The sequence below is a fragment of the Streptomyces sp. NPDC047000 genome, from assembly GCF_040644295.1.
Classification (GTDB): Bacteria; Actinomycetota; Actinomycetes; order Streptomycetales; family Streptomycetaceae; genus Streptomyces.
Genome location: NZ_JBEYWE010000027.1, coordinates 60,243 through 77,182, shown reverse-complemented (window position 1 = coordinate 77,182; position 16,940 = coordinate 60,243). Strand labels below are relative to the sequence as shown.

The window sequence follows — 16,940 nt, the reverse complement described above, 5'->3', positions numbered from 1 at the left end:
ACGGGCGGGAAACCGCCTGTTGACAGGCTGCCGGGCAGCACCGATCGCGACGCCCCGGTGCCGCGGCGCCGCAGCACCCGCAAGTGCGCCCAGACCCACCCCGAAGGATGTGGACCGTGAGCTTCAAGGCTGAGTACATCTGGATCGACGGCACCGAACCGACGGCCAAGCTGCGGTCCAAGACCAAGATCCTCGCGGACGACGCCAAGGGTGCCGAACTGCCGATCTGGGGCTTCGACGGGTCCTCCACCAACCAGGCCGAGGGCCACGCCTCGGACCGCGTGCTCAAGCCGGTCTTCACCTGCCCCGACCCGATCCGCGGCGGCGACGACGTCCTGGTGCTGTGCGAGGTCCACAACATCGACCTCACCCCGCACTCGTCCAACACGCGTGCCGCGCTGGCCGAGGTCGCCGGGAAGTTCGCCGCGCAGGAGCCGGTCTTCGGCATCGAGCAGGAGTACACCTTCTTCGTGGACGGCCGTCCGCTGGGCTTCCCGGTCGGCGGCTTCCCGGCTCCGCAGGGCGGCTACTACTGCGGTGTCGGCGCGGACGAGATCTTCGGCCGTGACGTCGTCGAGGCGCACCTGGAGAACTGTCTGAAGGCGGGGCTGGGCATCTCCGGCATCAACGCCGAGGTCATGCCCGGGCAGTGGGAGTTCCAGGTCGGCCCGCTGGCCCCGCTCGAGGTCGCCGACCAGCTGTGGATCGCCCGCTGGCTGCTCTACCGCACCGCCGAGGACTTCGGTGTGTCCGCCACCCTCGACCCCAAGCCGGTCAAGGGCGACTGGAACGGCGCGGGCGCGCACACCAACTTCTCCACGAAGGCGATGCGCGAGGGCTACGACGCGATCATCACCGCGTGCGAGTCGCTCGGCGAGGGCTCCAAGCCGCTCGACCACGTCAAGAACTACGGTGCCGGCATCGACGCCCGCCTCACCGGTCTGCACGAGACGGCGCCGTGGGACGAGTACTCCTACGGCGTGTCCGACCGCGGTGCCTCCGTGCGCATCCCGTGGCAGGTCGAGAAGGACGGCAAGGGCTACATCGAGGACCGCCGTCCGAACGCCAACGTCGACCCGTACGTCGTGACGCGGCTGATCGTCGACACCTGCTGCTCCGCGCTGGAGAAGGCCGGACAGGTCTGATCTCCCGCACCCCGACCGCTCCGAGGGGCGTCCACCGTCGTGGTGGGCGCCCCTCGCGCCGTTGTCCGAGCAGTGAGAGAAGGCTCCCCGCCGGCCGGAGTGTCTGCTTCAATGGGTCCATGGCCAGCTTCCAGAAGGACACCACGCCGGGTCGCCATGACCTCGAGCCCTTCTGGCCGTCCCGTCAGCACCACGACTACGACCGGCTGTGTTGTCGCGCGATGAACGCGCGGGCCCTCTGAAGCCGTAACCCGGCCTTCGGCCGCCGCGCACACGTCGTACGTCTTTGACGAGCCCGGCCACGAGCCCGCGCCGTCGCCCTTCCGACGAACTCTCGCGCGAAAGAGCTGACCTGTCATGGCGACCACCACTCGTTCTCTCTCCTCCGCCGTCCCCGTCCCCGCCCCTTCCCCGGTCTCCTCCGCCCCCACGGGTCCCACCGCCCCGGCACGTCACCGGCTGCGCGCCGTGGGGCGCGACGAGGTGGTGGACGTGACGGACCTCCTGCCGCCGGGCGCGACCTGGCTGCCCGCCCCGCAGCACACCCTGCCCGAACTGCCGGGCCGCCCGCCGATGATCGGCTATCTGGTGCTCGTACCGGCCGACCAGCAGCCGCCGTTCCTCCCGGTGGCCGTACCGGACCGGGCCACCGCCGGGCCCGCGACCGCCGGGCCCGTGGCCGCCGGTGAGTCCGGCGACCGGCCCGGCGACGGGGACGACGGCCCCCGACCGGTCATCCGGGTCGACACCGCGCAGCGCACCGCTCAGGTCGGCGACCGCGAACTCGATCTCACCTACCTGGAGTTCGAGCTGCTCGCCCATCTGGTCGCGCACCCCGGCCGGGTGCACACCCGCGATCAGCTGGTGGGCACGGTGTGGGGCTACGGCCATGTCGGCGACGGCCGCACCGTGGACGTCCACATCGCCCGGCTGCGCCGCAAACTGGGCGCGGAGCACCGCGGCGCCATCCAGACCGTCCGGCGGGTCGGGTACAAGTACACCGCGCCCGCGCCCCGCTGACGTCGCACTCCCCCGCGGCCCCGCCCCCTCACCGGAGGGCGCGGGGCCGCGGCGTCCCACGGCTCGCGACAACTCCTTTCAGCAAAAAGGCAGTTGAAACCCTCCCTCGGCACCGGTCTCGCATTAATTTGTGAGCCGGCTGAACGCCCCCGGTGTCCCGTCCGTATCAGAGGGAGCCGCTTCACTCCTGTCGGGCGCCTCGAGCTGCCCCGCAAGGAAGTCAGAGGAGTTCCATGGGACGCAACACACGCAAACGCCGTACGCCACTGGCCACCAAGGCCATTGCCGCATCGGCGGCCCTAGCGCTCGGTGGGGGCGGGCTGATCTGGGCGAACTTCTACGCCTCGGCGCACGAGCGAAACAACTCGGCGCAGAACTACACGAAGGCCGCCACCGCGACCGCGGCGACGATCTCGTGCCCTGACGTGGGGCAGAAGCTGACGAATGTGCCCGCCAAGGCGCAGCAGGGCGTCGCCACGGAGCTGGCCAACCTCGACAAGCAGATCACCGAGGCCTATGCCCGTCTCGCCTCCACCCGCCAGGCGCAGTCGAACGACCCCGGGTTCGTGCAGAACGCGATCATCGGCCCCCTGAAGGAGAAGCGGGGGGCGACGATCGACCGGATCAGAATCGACATCCAGCGCGTCGGCGGCACCTTCGACAGCTCCCTCAGCCAGCTGGCCGCCTGCACCACCCTGACCGCCGACCAGACCACGGCCGGAGGCGGTGGCCAGAACAACGGGGGCCAGAACAACGGCGGGCAGAACAACGGGCAGAACAACGGCGGGCAGAACAACAACGGCAACACCGCCGCCCCCAGCGCGAGCGCGAGTGCCGGTCAGCCGTCCAACATCGGCGGGCAGGCCGGCAACGGCCCGGTCGCGGCCGACTTCGTGGACATCACCAAGGTCCAGGCGAACGTGAAGAAGACGCGCCGTACGGCCGCCGCCTCCACGGGTACCTTCACCACCCGCTGCGGGGTGAACGCCAACAAGAACCACAACACCGACAACGTGATCGTGGCGCCCGGTGTGGCCAACGGCGCGCACCACCTGCACGACTACGTCGGCAACCAGAAGGTCAACGCGTTCTCGACCAACGACACGTTCCTGCAGGGCGGCACCAGCTGCCAGAACAAGAACGACCTGTCGTCGTACTACTGGCCGGTCGTCCGTGTCCAGGACGGCACACAGGACTTCGACCAGAACGCGGACGGAGGCGGCAAGGAGGGCAACGTCGGCAAGATCCTCACGCCGGTCTCCGCGCAGATCAAGTACGTGGGCAGTGCGACGAGCAAGGTCGTCGCGATGCCGCAGTTCCTGCGGATCATCACCGGTGACGCCAAGACCACCACGAACGGTCTGGCGAACGCCAACGCGCACTGGAGCTGCACCGGGTTCGAGAACAAGGTGCAGCTGACCACGCAGTACCCGATCTGCCCGCAAGGCAGCAACGTGGTGCGCACGTTCGCCTTCCAGAGCTGCTGGGACGGTCAGAACGTCGACAGCGCCAACCACCGCACGCACGTCGCCTTCGCCGACGCCAACGGCAACTGCGCGAACGGCTTCAAGGCGATCCCGCAGCTGACGATGCGCCTGGTCTACAAGATCACGCCGCCCGTGATCCAGAACGGTGCGGTCAAGAACGCCTTCGCGGTGGACGGCTTCCCCGACCAGCTGCACAAGGCGGCCACCGACCACGACGACTTCATCAGCGTCACGACGGGCAACCTGGCGGCGAAGATCGCCAACTGCGTCAACACCGGTCAGCGGTGCCAGTGAGCGGCCGCTGAACCACCGGTGAGCAGCCGGTGAGGTGAAGAAGGCCGGTGGCGGGTCCCTCCCGCCACCGGCCTTCGCCGTGTCCGTCATCGGCCTTCGCCGTGTCCGTCGCCGCGTCCCGTGCTCGCGTCCGCGGCCGTGTTCCGTCCCGGCGGCCCCCACGAGGGCGTTCGGCCGGTGTTCAGCCGGCGCTGTGCCCGCTGTGGTCGGCGCCGATCTCCACGTCACCGCCGAGCGTGCCGCGCAGCGTCCTGACCGTCCCGTTGCTCCCCACAGCCACCCATTTGCGTCCCACCAGGTAGTAACCGCCGTAGTCCTTGGCGTCGTTCAGCCACTCGCGCTGGCCGCGGTCGGTGGCGAAGGTCGCCAGCACGAACTTGCCCGCACTCGCCTTGCAGACGGCCTGGCGGATCTCGTCGGCGTCCGTCTGGATGTCCGGGTCGCACTTCACCTCGGCGGCCAGGCTCTCCAGGCTGCCGGTCGCCGTCACGGGCACGGACTTTGCCTCACCGGTCCCGGACCCGCAGCCCGCAAGCGCCGCCATGGCGGCGACGGCCGTCACGGCGAGCGTCGCGCTCCTCAACCTCATCTGTTCCTCCGGTCCCGGGTGGGCGTCAGCATGGCGCGGAGAGCCCCGGCGCGGGGCCCCGCCCTTCGATACGGCCCCGGCCCGCGCGGCACTCAATCCCGCGCGGCACTCGTACCGCGGCCGCGACCGGTGACCAAGCCCCGGTTCGCTCGTTGCGCTGGACGTGCAGTCACAGGATGCCGCCCCACGCCCCCCAGTCCCGGCCACCGACCCGGCCGCCCCTCCGTCCGCGGGCCCGGCGCAGGCCGAGGCCGCGCTCGTCGAGCACTACCCGCGGCTGGTCCGGATCGCCCATCTGGTCCTGCCGGCCGGCCCCGCCCGTGATCGGCGTGTCCTGACCGCGCACGCCCTCGTGCAGCGTGCCCTGCCCCGGGGCCGGACCGCCGCTCCCGCCATCCCCGCCCAGCACCGGAGAGCCGGACGGGCGGCCGGCGCCCGGGACGGCGAGACCGGGTACGCGCTCGTACGCCTCCAGGTGGTGCGTACGGCCCTGGAGGCGGCCCTGCCGCTGCGCCGTCGCGCCTGGCCCCGCCGGGCCCAGCTGCCGCCGCTGCTGCCGCTGGTGCGCGGTCTCAGGCTCTTCCCGCGCTCCGGCGGAGCGGACGAACTCGCCCTGGAGAAGCGGCTGTCGGCGCTGTCCGCCGCGGCCCGCGCCGCCTATGTGCTGCGCGGTCTGGAAGACCTCGCCGACACCGAGGTGCGCGAGGTGCTCACCGCTGCGGGTGTCACCGACGCGGCGGGCGCCCTGCGCGAGGCGGACGGCGTGCCCGAGCGCTACGCGCTGCTGAACTCTCCTTCCTTCGACGCCTGTTCGCTCCAGGCCCGGCCCACCGATCTGCTGCGGCGCAGGCAGCACACCAAGGCCGCGCTCGCCGCGGCGGCCGCGCTGGCGGTGTGCGGGGCACTCGTCGCCGTCCCGGGTGACGGCTGGGGCCCCGACGGGGCCGCCGCGCCCGCCTACGCCCTCAATCCGGCCGCCGAGGCCGCCCTCGATCCGGCGCGTCTGGTCCGGGTCTCCCCCACCGCCTGGGAGCTGTCCGCCCGCACCGACTTCTCCGTCTGGCCCGCACGCGGCGAACTCCGCGACGACAAGGCCCTGCTGAGGCGGGCCCTCGCGGTATGGGCCCGGCCGGGCGAGAGGGTCAGGGTCTCGGTGACCCCGGGCACCCCCTCCGGGGCGCCCGCCGGACCGCCTCAGCTCCTGTACGCGGGCACGGTCGACAACGCCCGCGTGGTGATCCTCCACGACGGTCTGCGGATCGCCCGCTACGCCGAACCGGCCTCCGGCACCCGGGGTGCCGCGCTCGACCTCGCCCGGACCGACGGGGCGAACGGTGCCGAGTCCGGCGCGCTGGTGCTCGGCCGCTCCGACGGCAACACCCGCTATCTGACGGCTCCCTGGGTGACCGGGGCCGCCGAACGGGACCTTCTGCGGCCGGGCTCCGGCGCGATGGATCTGCATCCCGCGCACGGCGTCACCACTCCCCTGGCCGGTCCCGGCGCGCAGACCGGCGGCTGCACCTCCTGGAACGTACTGGAGCTGACCGGCTCCACCGGCACCCAGCTCCTGAGCGACCTCGGCGAGCTGGTCCCGGCCCGGCTCACCGAGGGCCGCCCCGGCGCGGTCCGCGACGTGGCCGGGGCCCGCGCCCGTACGGCCTGGGCGCCGTACGCCTGTTCCCTGGCCACCGCCCGCAGCCAGGGCGTCCGCACGGTGAACCTGTGGCCGTACGCCACGCAGCAGCTGCCCGACGGAAGCGGCTCGGCGGACTGGGTGTGCACGCGCGCGGAGACCTGGCGCGGCGGGGGCACCCGCGCGCTGGCCCAGTTCCACACCTCCGGCGGGGCCTACGGCGCGGTGGTCGCGCAGTCGCAGGACGGCCCCGGCTGCGGGCCCCGCGAACCGCGGGTGCTGGCGGGGGTGTTGTGGAAGTCGGCGGCGAAATCCTGGTACCTGCTGGCCGCGGGCAGCCGGGACACCACGTCCGTCACCACCACCGGCGGGGTCCGCGCCTCGGCGCAGGGCAGCCGGCTGGCCGTACCGGCCGGGCAGGGCGCGCGGGTGACGCTGCGGGGGACGCTGTCCGACGGACGCCGTTTCGACGGGCTGCACTGACCGCACGGGGCCGGACCAGACGCCCCGGGGCTCCCGGCCAGACGTCCCGAGGCCCCGCACACGTGCGGCCCCGTGCCGGCCACGACGGACAACGGGACCGGATCGCACGGAAGTTGTGAGTGCTCCTGGCCGACTCTGGTCCCTTGCCGTCCGGATCCGATCGGTAAGGTGTTCGCATGACAACCGGGGTTCGCCGCAGAATGGGAGTCGAGGAACGGCGGCAGCAGTTGATCGGCGTCGCCCTCGAACTGTTCAGCCGCCGCTCGCCCGACGAGGTCTCCATCGACGAGATAGCGACGGCGGCGGGCATCTCACGCCCGCTGGTCTACCACTACTTCCCCGGCAAACTCAGCCTCTACGAGGCCGCGTTGCAGCGCGCGTCGGACGATCTGGCGGGCCGTTTCACGGAGCCGCGGCAAGGCCCGCTGGGGGCGCGGCTGCTGCGGGTGATGGGCCGCTTCTTCGACTTCGTGGACGAGCACGGTCCCGGGTTCGCGGCTCTGATGCGCGGCGGCCCCGCCGTCGGCTCCTCGACGACCAACGCGCTGGTGGACTCCGTACGGCAGGCCGCCTACGAGCAGATCCTGTCGCATCTGGAGATCACCGACCCGTCCCCGCGGCTGGAACTGGTCGTCCGGTCCTGGATCTCGCTGGCCGAGTCCACGGCGCTGCTGTGGCTGGAGGGGCGGCGCATCCCGCGCGCCGAGCTGGAGTCCCAGCTGGTGCACGACTTCGCCGCGCTGGCCGCCGTCAGCGCCGCCTACGACGAGGAGCTGACCGCCGTACTGCGGCGCGCCTTCGAACAGGAGCCGCGGAACGGTCCGTTCACCGCCCTGCTGACCCGGCTGGTCGCCCTGTCCGCACAGGACGTGCGGAGCACCCGGGACGTGTAGAGCGCGCGGGACGCCGTGGGAGCCGGGGCGTCAGCGCCGGGCCGACCGGTAGGACCCGCCCCCGACAGGCGGGTGGGGCGGTCCCGGGTGCCCGGGACCGCCCCACCGAGGTGCTGCCGGCGGCGGTCAGCCCGCCCGGGTGAACACGGCCACCGTCCGCGCCGGGACGGTGAAGGTGCCCGAGGCGCGCTCGTAGGACGAGGACCTCACGACCGGGTCGGCACCGGACGCCTGCACCGGGTGCAGCCGGTAGCCGGTGCCGGCCAGCGCGTCCACGTGCTGCTCCCGCTGCTCCGGCGTCGCGTTGAACACCACGACGAGGTCACCGAGTTCCATGGTGATCACGCCGGGTGTCTCGTCCTTGCCGGACAGCGGGAACGACAGCCTCGACTGGACCTGGGCGGCCGTGCCGAGGGAGAACGCCTGCTCGGTGCTGCGGATCCTCAGCAGGTCCCGGTACGCGGCCGAGGCGCCGTCGATCTGCGCGCAGCCCACACCCACGGACGTCAGCAGGGGCTTGGCGTAGGGCCACTTGGACTCGTTGTCCGCCTTCATGGGCAGGCCCCGGCCGAAGCCGTTGCCGTCGGCGCAGTTCCAGTGGATGGCGTTGAACCAGTCGCCGCTGTCGAAGGAGTTGCGGTCCAGGGACTTGGAGCGCAGCAGGTCGCTGCCCGCCTGGGAGAGCGACGGGCCCTGCGAGAGGGTGGCGGTGGCCATGGCGAGGACCTGCATCCGGGCCCGGTCGGACGCCGTGGTGTCCTTCGGCAGCTTGTAGGCGAGCGCGTCGAACAGGGCCTCGTTGTCGTGGGCGTCGACGTAGGCGAGGGCGTCGCCGGGTGCGTCCGCGTAGCCCGCGGGGGCGCCGTTGTAGTCGACCCCGGCGCCGGTGACCTCCTTGCCGTCGGTGTCGGTGAAGCGGTACGCGGCGAGGTCGCCGGTCAGTCCGACCTTGATGAGGTCCTGGTCGTGCAGCAGCCGGGCCTTCTGCTCGGCCGTGGTGCCGTTGGCGGTGGAGGAGTTGGGGTCGGTGTAGAGGCCGGAGGCGAAGCCCTGGACGCCGGGGTCGGAGTCGAAGGGGCCGCCGCCGCGCACCGCGTCCCGGGCCCGGTCGGAGAAGGTGGCGATGCCGGTGCCGGCCATGTTCTGCTGGGTGGCCTGCACGAAGCGGGCGTCGTTCGCGACCTCGCCGAAGTTCCAGCCCTCGCCGTAGAGGATGATCTTCTTGCCGTCGACGCCGTCCCTGGCGACGGTCAGCGCGTCGAGCGCCTTGCGGACGGCGAGGATGTTGGCCTTCGGGTGGTGGCCCATGAGGTCGAAGCGGAAGCCGTCGACCTTGTACTCCTTGGCCCAGGTGACGATCGAGTCGACGACCAGTTTGCCCATCATGGCGTTCTCGGGGGCCGTGTTGGAGCAGCAGCTGCTGTTGGCGACCGAGCCGTCGGCGAGCAGCCGCTGGTAGTAGCCGGGCACGATCTTGTCGAGGACGCTGGTGTCGGCCTGGCCGCTGGCCGAGGTGTGGTTGTAGACGACGTCCATGACGACGCGCAGGCCGTCCTGGTTCAGCGCCTTGACCATCCGGCGGAACTGCACGGTGCGGGCGGTGCCGTCCGGGTCGGTGGCGTACGAGCCCTCGGGGACCGTGTAGTGGTAGGGGTCGTAGCCCCAGTTGTAGGCGTCCTTCGCGGCGCTCTTCGCCACGCACGCCTGCTGCTCGTCGGAGTCGGCGGCGTAGGAGGCCAGGTCGCAGTCCGGGACGGCCTGGTCGGACTTCTTCTCGGGGACGGTGGCGATGTCGAACGCGGGCAGCAGGTGCACGTACGACGTGCCGGCCGCGGCCAGTTCGCGCAGGTGCTTCGTGCCGTCGCTGCCGGTGTCGGTGAACGCGAGGTAGGTGCCCCGGTCCTTGGCCGGGACGGTGGTGTCCTCGGCGGAGAAGTCCCGGATGTGCAGCTCCTGGATCTGCGCGTCCTTCAGCGGCACGGCCCGGGGCTTCTTCAGACCCGTCCAGCCGCTGGGGGCGAGGGACTTGTCGTTCAGGTCGGTGACGAGGCTGCGCTCGGAGTCGGTGGTGAGGGCGGTGGAGTACGGGTCGGTGACCTTGTTGACGACCACCTTGCGGACGCTCGGCGCCCACACCGTGACGACGTAGCGGTAGGGCTTGTCCTTCCAGGACGGGGTGCCGGTGACGGACCAGACGCCGGTGGCGGTGTCGCGCCGCATCGGCACGGTGGTGCCGTCCAGGTCGAGGGCGACGGACCGCGCGGTCGGCGCCCAGACGGACAGGGTCGGCTTCCCGTGGTGGAGGACCGGGCCGAGGTCCGCCTTCGTGGCGTCGTAGACGTCGTCGAGGACTCCGGCGGTCTGCACGCCGGTGGCGGCCAGGACGGCGCCGTTCGGGGCGAGCTGGGAGACGGCGAGCTGACCGCCGAGGGCCTCGCGCACCCGGCCCCGGTCGCGCGGGTCGACCGACCAGGCCGTGTAGTCCTTCAGATGCGGGAACTTCGCTTTCTGCGCGTCGGTGAGCGTCGTCTTCGTCAGCCGCAGCCAGCGCTCGTCGTCGCTGGTCAGCGCGCCGTCCTTGACGGTGATCGAGCCGTCGTGGGAGTAACGCAGCTGGGTGGAGGCGGCGCCGTCGACGCCGTTGAAGGCGACGGTGTCCCGGTCGATCCAGATCGCCTTGGAGGTGGTGAGGTCGAGTGCGGCGGCGCTGCCCGCGGGCTGCGGGAGGAGGTACTGCTCCTGGCCGCCGAGCAGCCACACCTCGTGGCCGTTCGCTTTGAGGTCGAGGGCCTGGTCGGTGGGCAGGTCCTTGTCGTCGCCCTTGTGGATGATGTAGCTGAGGCTGGTGGCGCCGTCGGTGAGCGGCACCTCGAAGACGGCGCCGTACGCGTCGGTGCGCACCGGCTTCAGGGGGCTGGACCAGTCGGTGGGGTTCGCGGCGCCGGACCAGACGTGCAGGCCCCAGCCGTCGTAGTTCCCGTCGGCGCGGTGGTAGTGGAGGACGGCCTTGGTGGTGTCCTGCGCCGGGTAGTCGGCGGTGGGCCGCTCGGTGACGACGTCCGTCTTGCCCTGTTCAAGCCACACCTCACCGGTCTTGGTGACGTCGACGGAGCGGTCGGCGGAGACGTCCTTGTTCCCGTTCTTGTCGATGACGAGGAACCCTACGTTCGAGGCGCCGGACTTCAGCTTGACCCAGGCGAAGGCGCCGTAGGCGTCCCGGCCGGTGAAGGGGTGGCTGTCGGGCCAGTTCGTGGCCTCGCCGTCGGCGATGTCGCCCCAGGCGTACAGGCCCCAGTCCGGGTAGTCGCCGTCGGCGCGCTTGTAGTGGACGACGACGTGGTCGCGGGAGGAGGCGGTGGGGACCTCGGTGGCGGGCGGGGTGCCGGTGGTGCTGCTCGCGGTGGCGCTCGCGGTGCGGCCGGCCGGGTCGACGACGACCGCCTTGTAGCGCAGGGCGGTGCCGGCGGGGACGTCCTTGCCGAGGGTCTGGGTGACCTTGTACGGGGCGTGGTCGGCGGAGCCGAGGACCTGCCACTTGGCGTCGCCGACCTGGGCGGCGAAGACGACGCGGTTCAGCTGCCCGCCCTCGGGGCTCGCGGTGAGCTCGACGGTGCCGGTGGCTCCGGCGTCGGGGGCCTTGAGGGTGAGGGCCGGCGCGGTGGCCGGCCTGCCGAGCGGGGCGGCGGCCTTGAGGACGACGGCGCTGCCGGCCGGGACGGTCACGGTGATCTTCCTGTCGGCGTCGGTGGCCGTGGTGGCGCCGGTGCCGTAGATGCCGTGGAAGCGGGTGTTCGCGGAGCCCGTGGCGAAGGTCGCCGTCTTCGCCTCGGCGGCGTTGTTGAAGGCGACGACGTACTCGGTGCGGTCGCTTCCCGTGCGGGAGAAGGCGTAGACACCGGCGCCGTCGGCGGCGTAGCGCTCGGTCTGGACGCCGTCGGTCAGGGCCGGGTTGGCCTTGCGGAGCTTGGCGAGAGCCGCGATCTGCCGGTAGAGCGGCGCACTCGTGTCGTAGGAGTCGCTCGCGTGGGTGCGGTCGGTGCCGATCTCGTCGTCGTCGAGGTAGTCGGCGACCTTGGACGCGAACATGGTCTGGCGGGCGTCCTTGTCGCCGCCGGCTCCGGTGAAGCCCTGCTCGTCGCCGTAGTAGACGACCGGGTTGCCGCGGCTGAGGAACATCAGCTCGTTGGCGAGCCTGTCCTTGGCGAGCAGTTCGGCGTCGGTGGCCTTCGGGTCGTCCTGCTCCAGGAAGGAGCCGATGCGGCCCATGTCGTGGTTGCCGAGGAAGGTGACCTGCTCGTAGGCGTTGGCCTTGCCGGTCGTGTACGTGTAGTCGTCGCCGAAGACGGACGCCAGCTTCCGGGCGCTGCCGCCCTGGGAGGCGTAGGCGCGGGCCGCGTCCTGGAAGGGGAAGTCGAGGGTGGCGTCGAGACGGCCCTGGGTGACGTACGGGGCGGTGACGGAGGTGTCGGCGGAGTAGACCTCGCCGAACATGAAGAAGTTCCTGCGCCCGTGTGCGGCGGCGTACGCGTCGAGCGCGGTCGCCCACTGGGTCCAGAACTCCATGTCGACGTGCTTGACGGTGTCGATGCGGAACCCGTCGACACCGAAGTCCTTCACCCAGCGCTCGTAGATCTTCTCCATGCCCCGGACGACCTCGGGACGCTCGGTCCACAGGTCGTCGAGCCCGGAGAAGTCGCCGTACGTGGCCGACTCGCCCGCATAGGTCGAGTCGCCCCGGTTGTGGTACATCGCCGGGTCGTTGAGCCAGGACGGGACCTTGACGTCCTGGTCCGCGGCGGAGACGACCGGGGTACGCGGGAAGGAGCCGGTGCCGACGGCCGGGAACTTCTTGCCGCCGGCCGCGTAGTCGGCGTCGTCGAAGGGCTGCCCGTCCTTCGTCAGATAGGGGAAGGCGCCCTTGGAGAGGTAGCCGTAGGACTTCTCCCGGTAGTCGACGACGTCGGCGGTGTGGTTGGTGATGACGTCGAAGAAGACCTTCATGCCCTTGGCGTGTGCCGTGGCGATGAGGGCCTTGAGGTCGTCGTTGGTGCCGAAGTGCGGGTCGACCCGGGTGAAGTCGGTGATCCAGTAACCGTGGTAGCCGGCCGAGGCGTCGGAGCCGGTGCCCTGCACGGGCCGGTTCTTGAAGATCGGCGCCAGCCAGATCGCGGTGGTGCCGAGGCCCTTGATGTAGTCGAGCCGCCGGGTGAGGCCCTTGAGGTCTCCGCCCTGGTAGAAGCCCTTGTCGGTGGGGTCGTAGCCGGTGGCGAGCCGTGAACCGGTCAGGCCGCCCTTGTCGTTGGCGGTGTCGCCGTTGGCGAAGCGGTCCGGCATGACGAAGTAGAACTGCTCGCGGGTGTCGTCGTGCCGGGCGGGCTGAGCGGCCAGCGTCGCGTCGGACGGCGGGGCGGGCGGGGCGGCGGCATGGGCCGCGAGGGGCTGGACGAGCGCCGCGGCGAGGGCGACGGCGACTACGGCCGCGCCCCTTCCGCGGTGCGGACCACGGCGCTTCGGCGGCGCCGGCCATCTCGGTATCACAGGTGTGAACTCCTTGCGATTACGGCTCTCCCGGGCAGCGGACAGCACCGCCACCCGAACACCGCGGCACGGCCTCGATGCCGGGCGCCGGCGTGACCGTATCGCCCTCGCAAGGGTTGCAGCAAGAGATCTGCAACTCACAGCAAGAATTTGCACCTTCGGCCTTGACGTGTCCTTCTCAAGGGGCGCACCCTCACGGGTTGTTGACAGCCGTCACCTCGACAACCCGCCCTTCCGGAGCCGCACATGACCAGAGCACGACCGCTGCCGAAACCGCCCGGAGCACTCCGCCGCACCGCGACCGCCCTCGCCGCCGGTGCCCTCGCCCTGGCCGGGGCGGTGGCCCTGCCCGCGGCACCCGCCCGGGCGGACACCACGGTGAAGAACGACGTGATCGCCAACCTGTGGGAGTGGAACTGGGACTCCGTCGCCTCGGAGTGCACGAACATCCTGGGCCCGGCCGGTTACGGCGCCGTCCAGGTCGCCCCGCCCGCCGAGTCGCTCAAGCAGACGAACTACTACTGGTGGGACGTCTACCAGCCGTACTCGTACGACCTGAACTCCCGCTTCGGCTCGGCGGCGAAGTTCGCGTCCATGGTCAGCACCTGCCACGCGGCGGGTGTGAAGGTCTACACGGACGCGGTGATCAACCACACCGCCGCGCAGACCGGCACCGGCTACAACGGCACCACCCTCACCAGCAAGTACGACACCCCCGAGTGGGACCGGGCCGACTACCACGACTCGTCGTCCTGCCCGACCTCCGACCTCACCATCCAGGACTACTCGAACCTCACCCAGGTCCAGAACTGCGAACTGCTGGGCCTGCCCGACCTGAAGACCGGCTCGGACAACGTCCGGACGGGCATCGCGAACTTCCTCAACTCGCAACTCGCCCTCGGCGTGGACGGCTTCCGGGTGGACGCCGCCAAGCACATCCCGGAGGCGGACCTCGCGGCCGTCGAGTCGAAGCTGACGAACACCACGTCCGGCACGGCGCCGTTCGTCTTCCAGGAGATCTACCCGGGCTCCACCCCGCAGCCCTCGGACTACTACGCCTCCGGTGACGTCCTCGACTTCACCTACGCGAGCAAGCTCAAGTCGGCCTTCCAGGGCAACGTCTCCGACCTCTCCTCGATCGGGAGCAGCGGCATCCTGCCGGCCGCCAACTCGGTGTCCTTCGTGACCAACCACGACACCGAGCGCAACGGCCTGCACATGTCCTACAAGGACGGCGACACCTACCGGCTGGCCAACCTCTTCCAGCTCGCCTACAAGTGGTCGACGCCGACGGTGTACGCCAGCTGGGAGTGGACCCAGAGCGACCAGGCACCGCCGAACTCCGCCGGGTTCGTCACGAACACCGACTGCTCCGGCAGCTGGTACTGCCTGGACCGGGACACCGCGGTGGTCGGCATGGTGGCCTGGCACAACGCCGCGGGCTCCGCCGCCGTGTCCGACTGGCAGACCAAGTCCTCGAGCGTCATCGGCTTCGGCCGCAGCGGAGCGGGCTTCATCGCCCTCAACAACGGCTCCTCGGCGGCCACCTACACCTACACCACGGGGATGGCCGACGGCACGTACAAGAACGTGATCGACGGCGGCGCGTCCACCGTGACGGTGTCGGGCGGCAGCGCGTCGATCACCGTGCCGGCGAAGAGCGCGGTCGCCTTCTTCAACGCCTCCTACACCTGCACGGTGGGCTGCGGCGGTACGGGCGGCGGGGGCGGCGGCTCCACCTCGACGGTGAGCGCCACCTTCGACGAGTACGCCCCGACCACCTCCGGCACCAACGTCTACGTCGTCGGCTCCGTCGCGGCGCTGGGCGCCTGGGACACCTCGAAGGCCGTCGCGCTGTCGTCCGCCGGCTACCCGGTCTGGTCGGGCGAGGCGAGCGTGCCGATCAACACCTCGTTCACGTACAAGTACATCAAGAAGGACAGCTCCGGGAACGTGACCTGGGAGTCCAACGCCAACCGGTCGGCCACGACGACCGCTTCGGCGATCTCGCTGAACAACTCCTGGAACGTGGCGGACGCCGACGCGACCGACGTGACCTTCAACGAGTACGCGACGACCGACTGGGGCACCAACGTCTACGTCGTCGGGTCGATCGCGTCGCTCGGGTCCTGGAACACGGGCGACGCGATCCCGCTCTCCTCGGCCTCGTACCCGACCTGGAGCAAGCTGGTCATCGTCCCCAGGAGCACGGCCTTCACGTACAAGTACATCAAGAAGGACGGCTCCGGGAACGTGACCTGGGAGTCCGGCACGAACCGGTCGTACACGACCGGTTCGGCGAGCGGCTACACGACGAGCGACACCTGGAAGTAGGGCCTCAGCAGCTCGACTTGCCGGTGTAGATCGCGAGCGCCGTGTCCGCGCCCAGGGTGGCGGTGAACTGACCGCCGGAGTTCACCGTCACCGTGGTGCTGTTCTGCACGTTGCAGTACGAGCCGGCCGGCAGCGACGTCTGGTAGGTGCGGGTCAGGCTGCTCGTCTCGTGGTTGACGGCGACGTAGCCCTTGGCGCCCCGCCCGAAGGCGATCGCGTCGTTGCCGTCGTCCCACCAGTTCGTGACGGCCTCGCCGCGGGTGGCGTTGCGGAAGGCGACCATCGACCTGATCTCGGGCCAGGCGTGCTGGCACTTCCATCCGTCCTGCCAGCAGGCGTTCACCTGGCCGCCGTTGGGCGGTCCGGCGTCCTTGTCCGACCACTCGTAGCCGGAGTTGATGTCGGGGGCGCCGTAGGGCCAGGCCAGCATGAAGACGTTGGCCAGGGTGTAGGTGGCGCCGTCCTTGTAGTCGAGGGTGGAGCCGTTGCGCTCGGTGTCGTGGTTGTCGACGAAGACGGCGGCGGACGAGCTGCCCAGATACCCCCAGGCCTCGCCGTAGTTCTTCAGATAGGCGAGGTTCTCGCTGTTGAAGACCCGCTTGAGGTCGTAGGCGTAGCGGAACTCCTGGACGTCGCCGGTGCCGGTGTACTCGGTGGGCTGGACGGCCTCGCCCGAGCCGTAGATGACCTCCTGCTTCCAGTAGGCGGAAGGTTTCGTCAGCCGGGACTTGATGTCGGCGAGGTCCTCGGCGGGGATGTGCTTGGCGGCGTCGATCCGGAAGCCGTCGACACCGAGGCTCAGGAGGTCGTTGAGGTAGCCGGCGATGGTCTTGCGGACGTACTCCTCGCCGGTGTCGAGGTCGGCGAGCCCTTCCAGTTCGCAGTGCTGGACGTTCCAGCGGTCGGCGTAGTTGCTGATCTTCGAGGTGCAGTCGTCGAAGTCGTACGACGAGTACAGGCCGGGGTAGTCGTACTTGGTGTACGAGGAGCCGCCGGTGCCGGTGCCGCTGCCGGCCGACATGTGGTTGATCACGGAGTCGGCGACGACCTTCACGCCCGCCGCGTGGCAGGTGTTCACCATGCTCTGGAAGGCGGCACGGTCGCCGAGCCGGCCGGCGATCTTGTAGCTGACCGGCTGGTACGACGTCCACCACTGCGAGCCCTGGATGTGCTCGGCGGGCGGCGAGACCTGGACGTAGCCGTAACCGGCGGGACCGAGGGTGTTGGTGCACTCCTTGGCGACCGAGGCGAAGTTCCACTCGAAGAGGACGGCGGTGACGTCCTTGGTGCCGGGCGGGGAGCCCTGGGCGGTGAAGGGGATCGCCACCGCCGCCGCGGCGGCGAGCGCGAGGCCGCCCGCGGCGATTCTGCTTCTTCTGGACATGTGGGGGTTTCCTTCTCTATCGAAGGCCGGGCGCGCCGAAGGCCGTTGATCACCTTCCGCACACCCGCAGACTCTTTCTGCAATGTTTCTGAAACCTTTGCAGTGGCCAGATGTTAGAGGCCCGCTGTCCGGAAAGACAG

At 70.7% G+C, this 16,940-nt stretch carries 10 protein-coding genes; 7 read left to right on the top strand and 3 right to left on the bottom strand.

The window, feature by feature from the left end:
- The first annotated feature begins 116 nt into the window (after positions 1-116).
- From glnII to ABZ862_RS31075, 4 genes are all read left to right on the top strand, one after another.
- Positions 117-1,145 (top strand): glutamine synthetase, encoded by a 1,029-nt coding sequence (glnII, locus tag ABZ862_RS31090; protein WP_360965308.1) that lies wholly within the window; start codon positions 117-119, stop codon positions 1,143-1,145.
- Complete coding sequence (locus ABZ862_RS31085) at positions 1,145-1,387, top strand: hypothetical protein (RefSeq protein ID WP_360965387.1); 243 nt, start codon at positions 1,145-1,147, stop codon at positions 1,385-1,387. The genes glnII and ABZ862_RS31085 overlap by 1 nt, the downstream gene beginning before the upstream one ends.
- 115 nt (positions 1,388-1,502) lie before the next feature.
- Positions 1,503-2,165, top strand: a complete 663-nt coding sequence (locus ABZ862_RS31080; protein WP_360965305.1) for a winged helix-turn-helix domain-containing protein — start codon at positions 1,503-1,505, stop codon at positions 2,163-2,165.
- A gap of 233 nt (positions 2,166-2,398) precedes the next feature.
- Positions 2,399-3,946: a DUF1996 domain-containing protein gene (locus tag ABZ862_RS31075; RefSeq protein WP_360965302.1), complete on the top strand. Its 1,548-nt coding sequence runs from the start codon at positions 2,399-2,401 to the stop codon at positions 3,944-3,946.
- 181 nt (positions 3,947-4,127) lie between these two features.
- Here ABZ862_RS31075 and ABZ862_RS31070 read toward each other — a convergent pair whose 3' ends face one another.
- On the bottom strand, positions 4,128-4,535 hold the full coding sequence (locus ABZ862_RS31070) for a hypothetical protein (RefSeq protein ID WP_360965299.1): 408 nt from the start codon (positions 4,533-4,535) through the stop codon (positions 4,128-4,130).
- Positions 4,536-4,698: 163 nt separating this feature from the next.
- Here ABZ862_RS31070 and ABZ862_RS31065 point away from each other — a divergent pair, with 163 nt between their 5' ends.
- Positions 4,699-6,651, top strand: coding sequence for a hypothetical protein (locus tag ABZ862_RS31065; protein ID WP_360965296.1), 1,953 nt, complete (start codon positions 4,699-4,701; stop codon positions 6,649-6,651).
- A 176-nt stretch (positions 6,652-6,827) separates the two neighbouring features.
- Entirely contained in the window at positions 6,828-7,544 is a 717-nt protein-coding gene (locus ABZ862_RS31060) for a TetR/AcrR family transcriptional regulator (protein ID WP_360965293.1), read from the top strand.
- Positions 7,545-7,670: 126 nt separating this feature from the next.
- On the opposite strand, the gene pulA is transcribed toward ABZ862_RS31060, so the two are convergent.
- Entirely contained in the window at positions 7,671-13,082 is a 5,412-nt protein-coding gene (gene pulA / locus ABZ862_RS31055; protein ID WP_360965290.1) for a pullulanase-type alpha-1,6-glucosidase, read from the bottom strand.
- Positions 13,083-13,328: 246 nt separating this feature from the next.
- On the opposite strand from pulA, the gene ABZ862_RS31050 reads away from it, so the two are divergent.
- Positions 13,329-15,416, top strand: coding sequence for a carbohydrate-binding module family 20 domain-containing protein (locus ABZ862_RS31050; protein WP_360965287.1), 2,088 nt, complete (start codon positions 13,329-13,331; stop codon positions 15,414-15,416).
- Between the two features lie 4 nt (positions 15,417-15,420).
- Here ABZ862_RS31050 and ABZ862_RS31045 read toward each other — a convergent pair whose 3' ends face one another.
- Positions 15,421-16,800, bottom strand: a complete 1,380-nt coding sequence (locus ABZ862_RS31045; RefSeq protein WP_360965284.1) for an alpha-amylase family protein — start codon at positions 16,798-16,800, stop codon at positions 15,421-15,423.
- Positions 16,801-16,940: the final 140 nt, after the last annotated feature.

Excerpts from the sequence above, each read along its gene's own strand:
- ABZ862_RS31050 (WP_360965287.1), top strand. The coding sequence starts at position 13,329 with ATGACCAGAGCACGACCGCTGCCGAAACCGCCCGGAGCACTCCGCCGC.
- ABZ862_RS31075 (WP_360965302.1), top strand. The coding sequence starts at position 2,399 with ATGGGACGCAACACACGCAAACGCCGTACGCCACTGGCCACCAAGGCC.
- ABZ862_RS31080 (WP_360965305.1), top strand. The coding sequence starts at position 1,503 with ATGGCGACCACCACTCGTTCTCTCTCCTCCGCCGTCCCCGTCCCCGCC.
- ABZ862_RS31060 (WP_360965293.1), top strand. The coding sequence starts at position 6,828 with ATGACAACCGGGGTTCGCCGCAGAATGGGAGTCGAGGAACGGCGGCAG.
- ABZ862_RS31070 (WP_360965299.1), bottom strand. The coding sequence starts at position 4,535 with ATGAGGTTGAGGAGCGCGACGCTCGCCGTGACGGCCGTCGCCGCCATG.
- ABZ862_RS31045 (WP_360965284.1), bottom strand. The coding sequence starts at position 16,800 with ATGTCCAGAAGAAGCAGAATCGCCGCGGGCGGCCTCGCGCTCGCCGCC.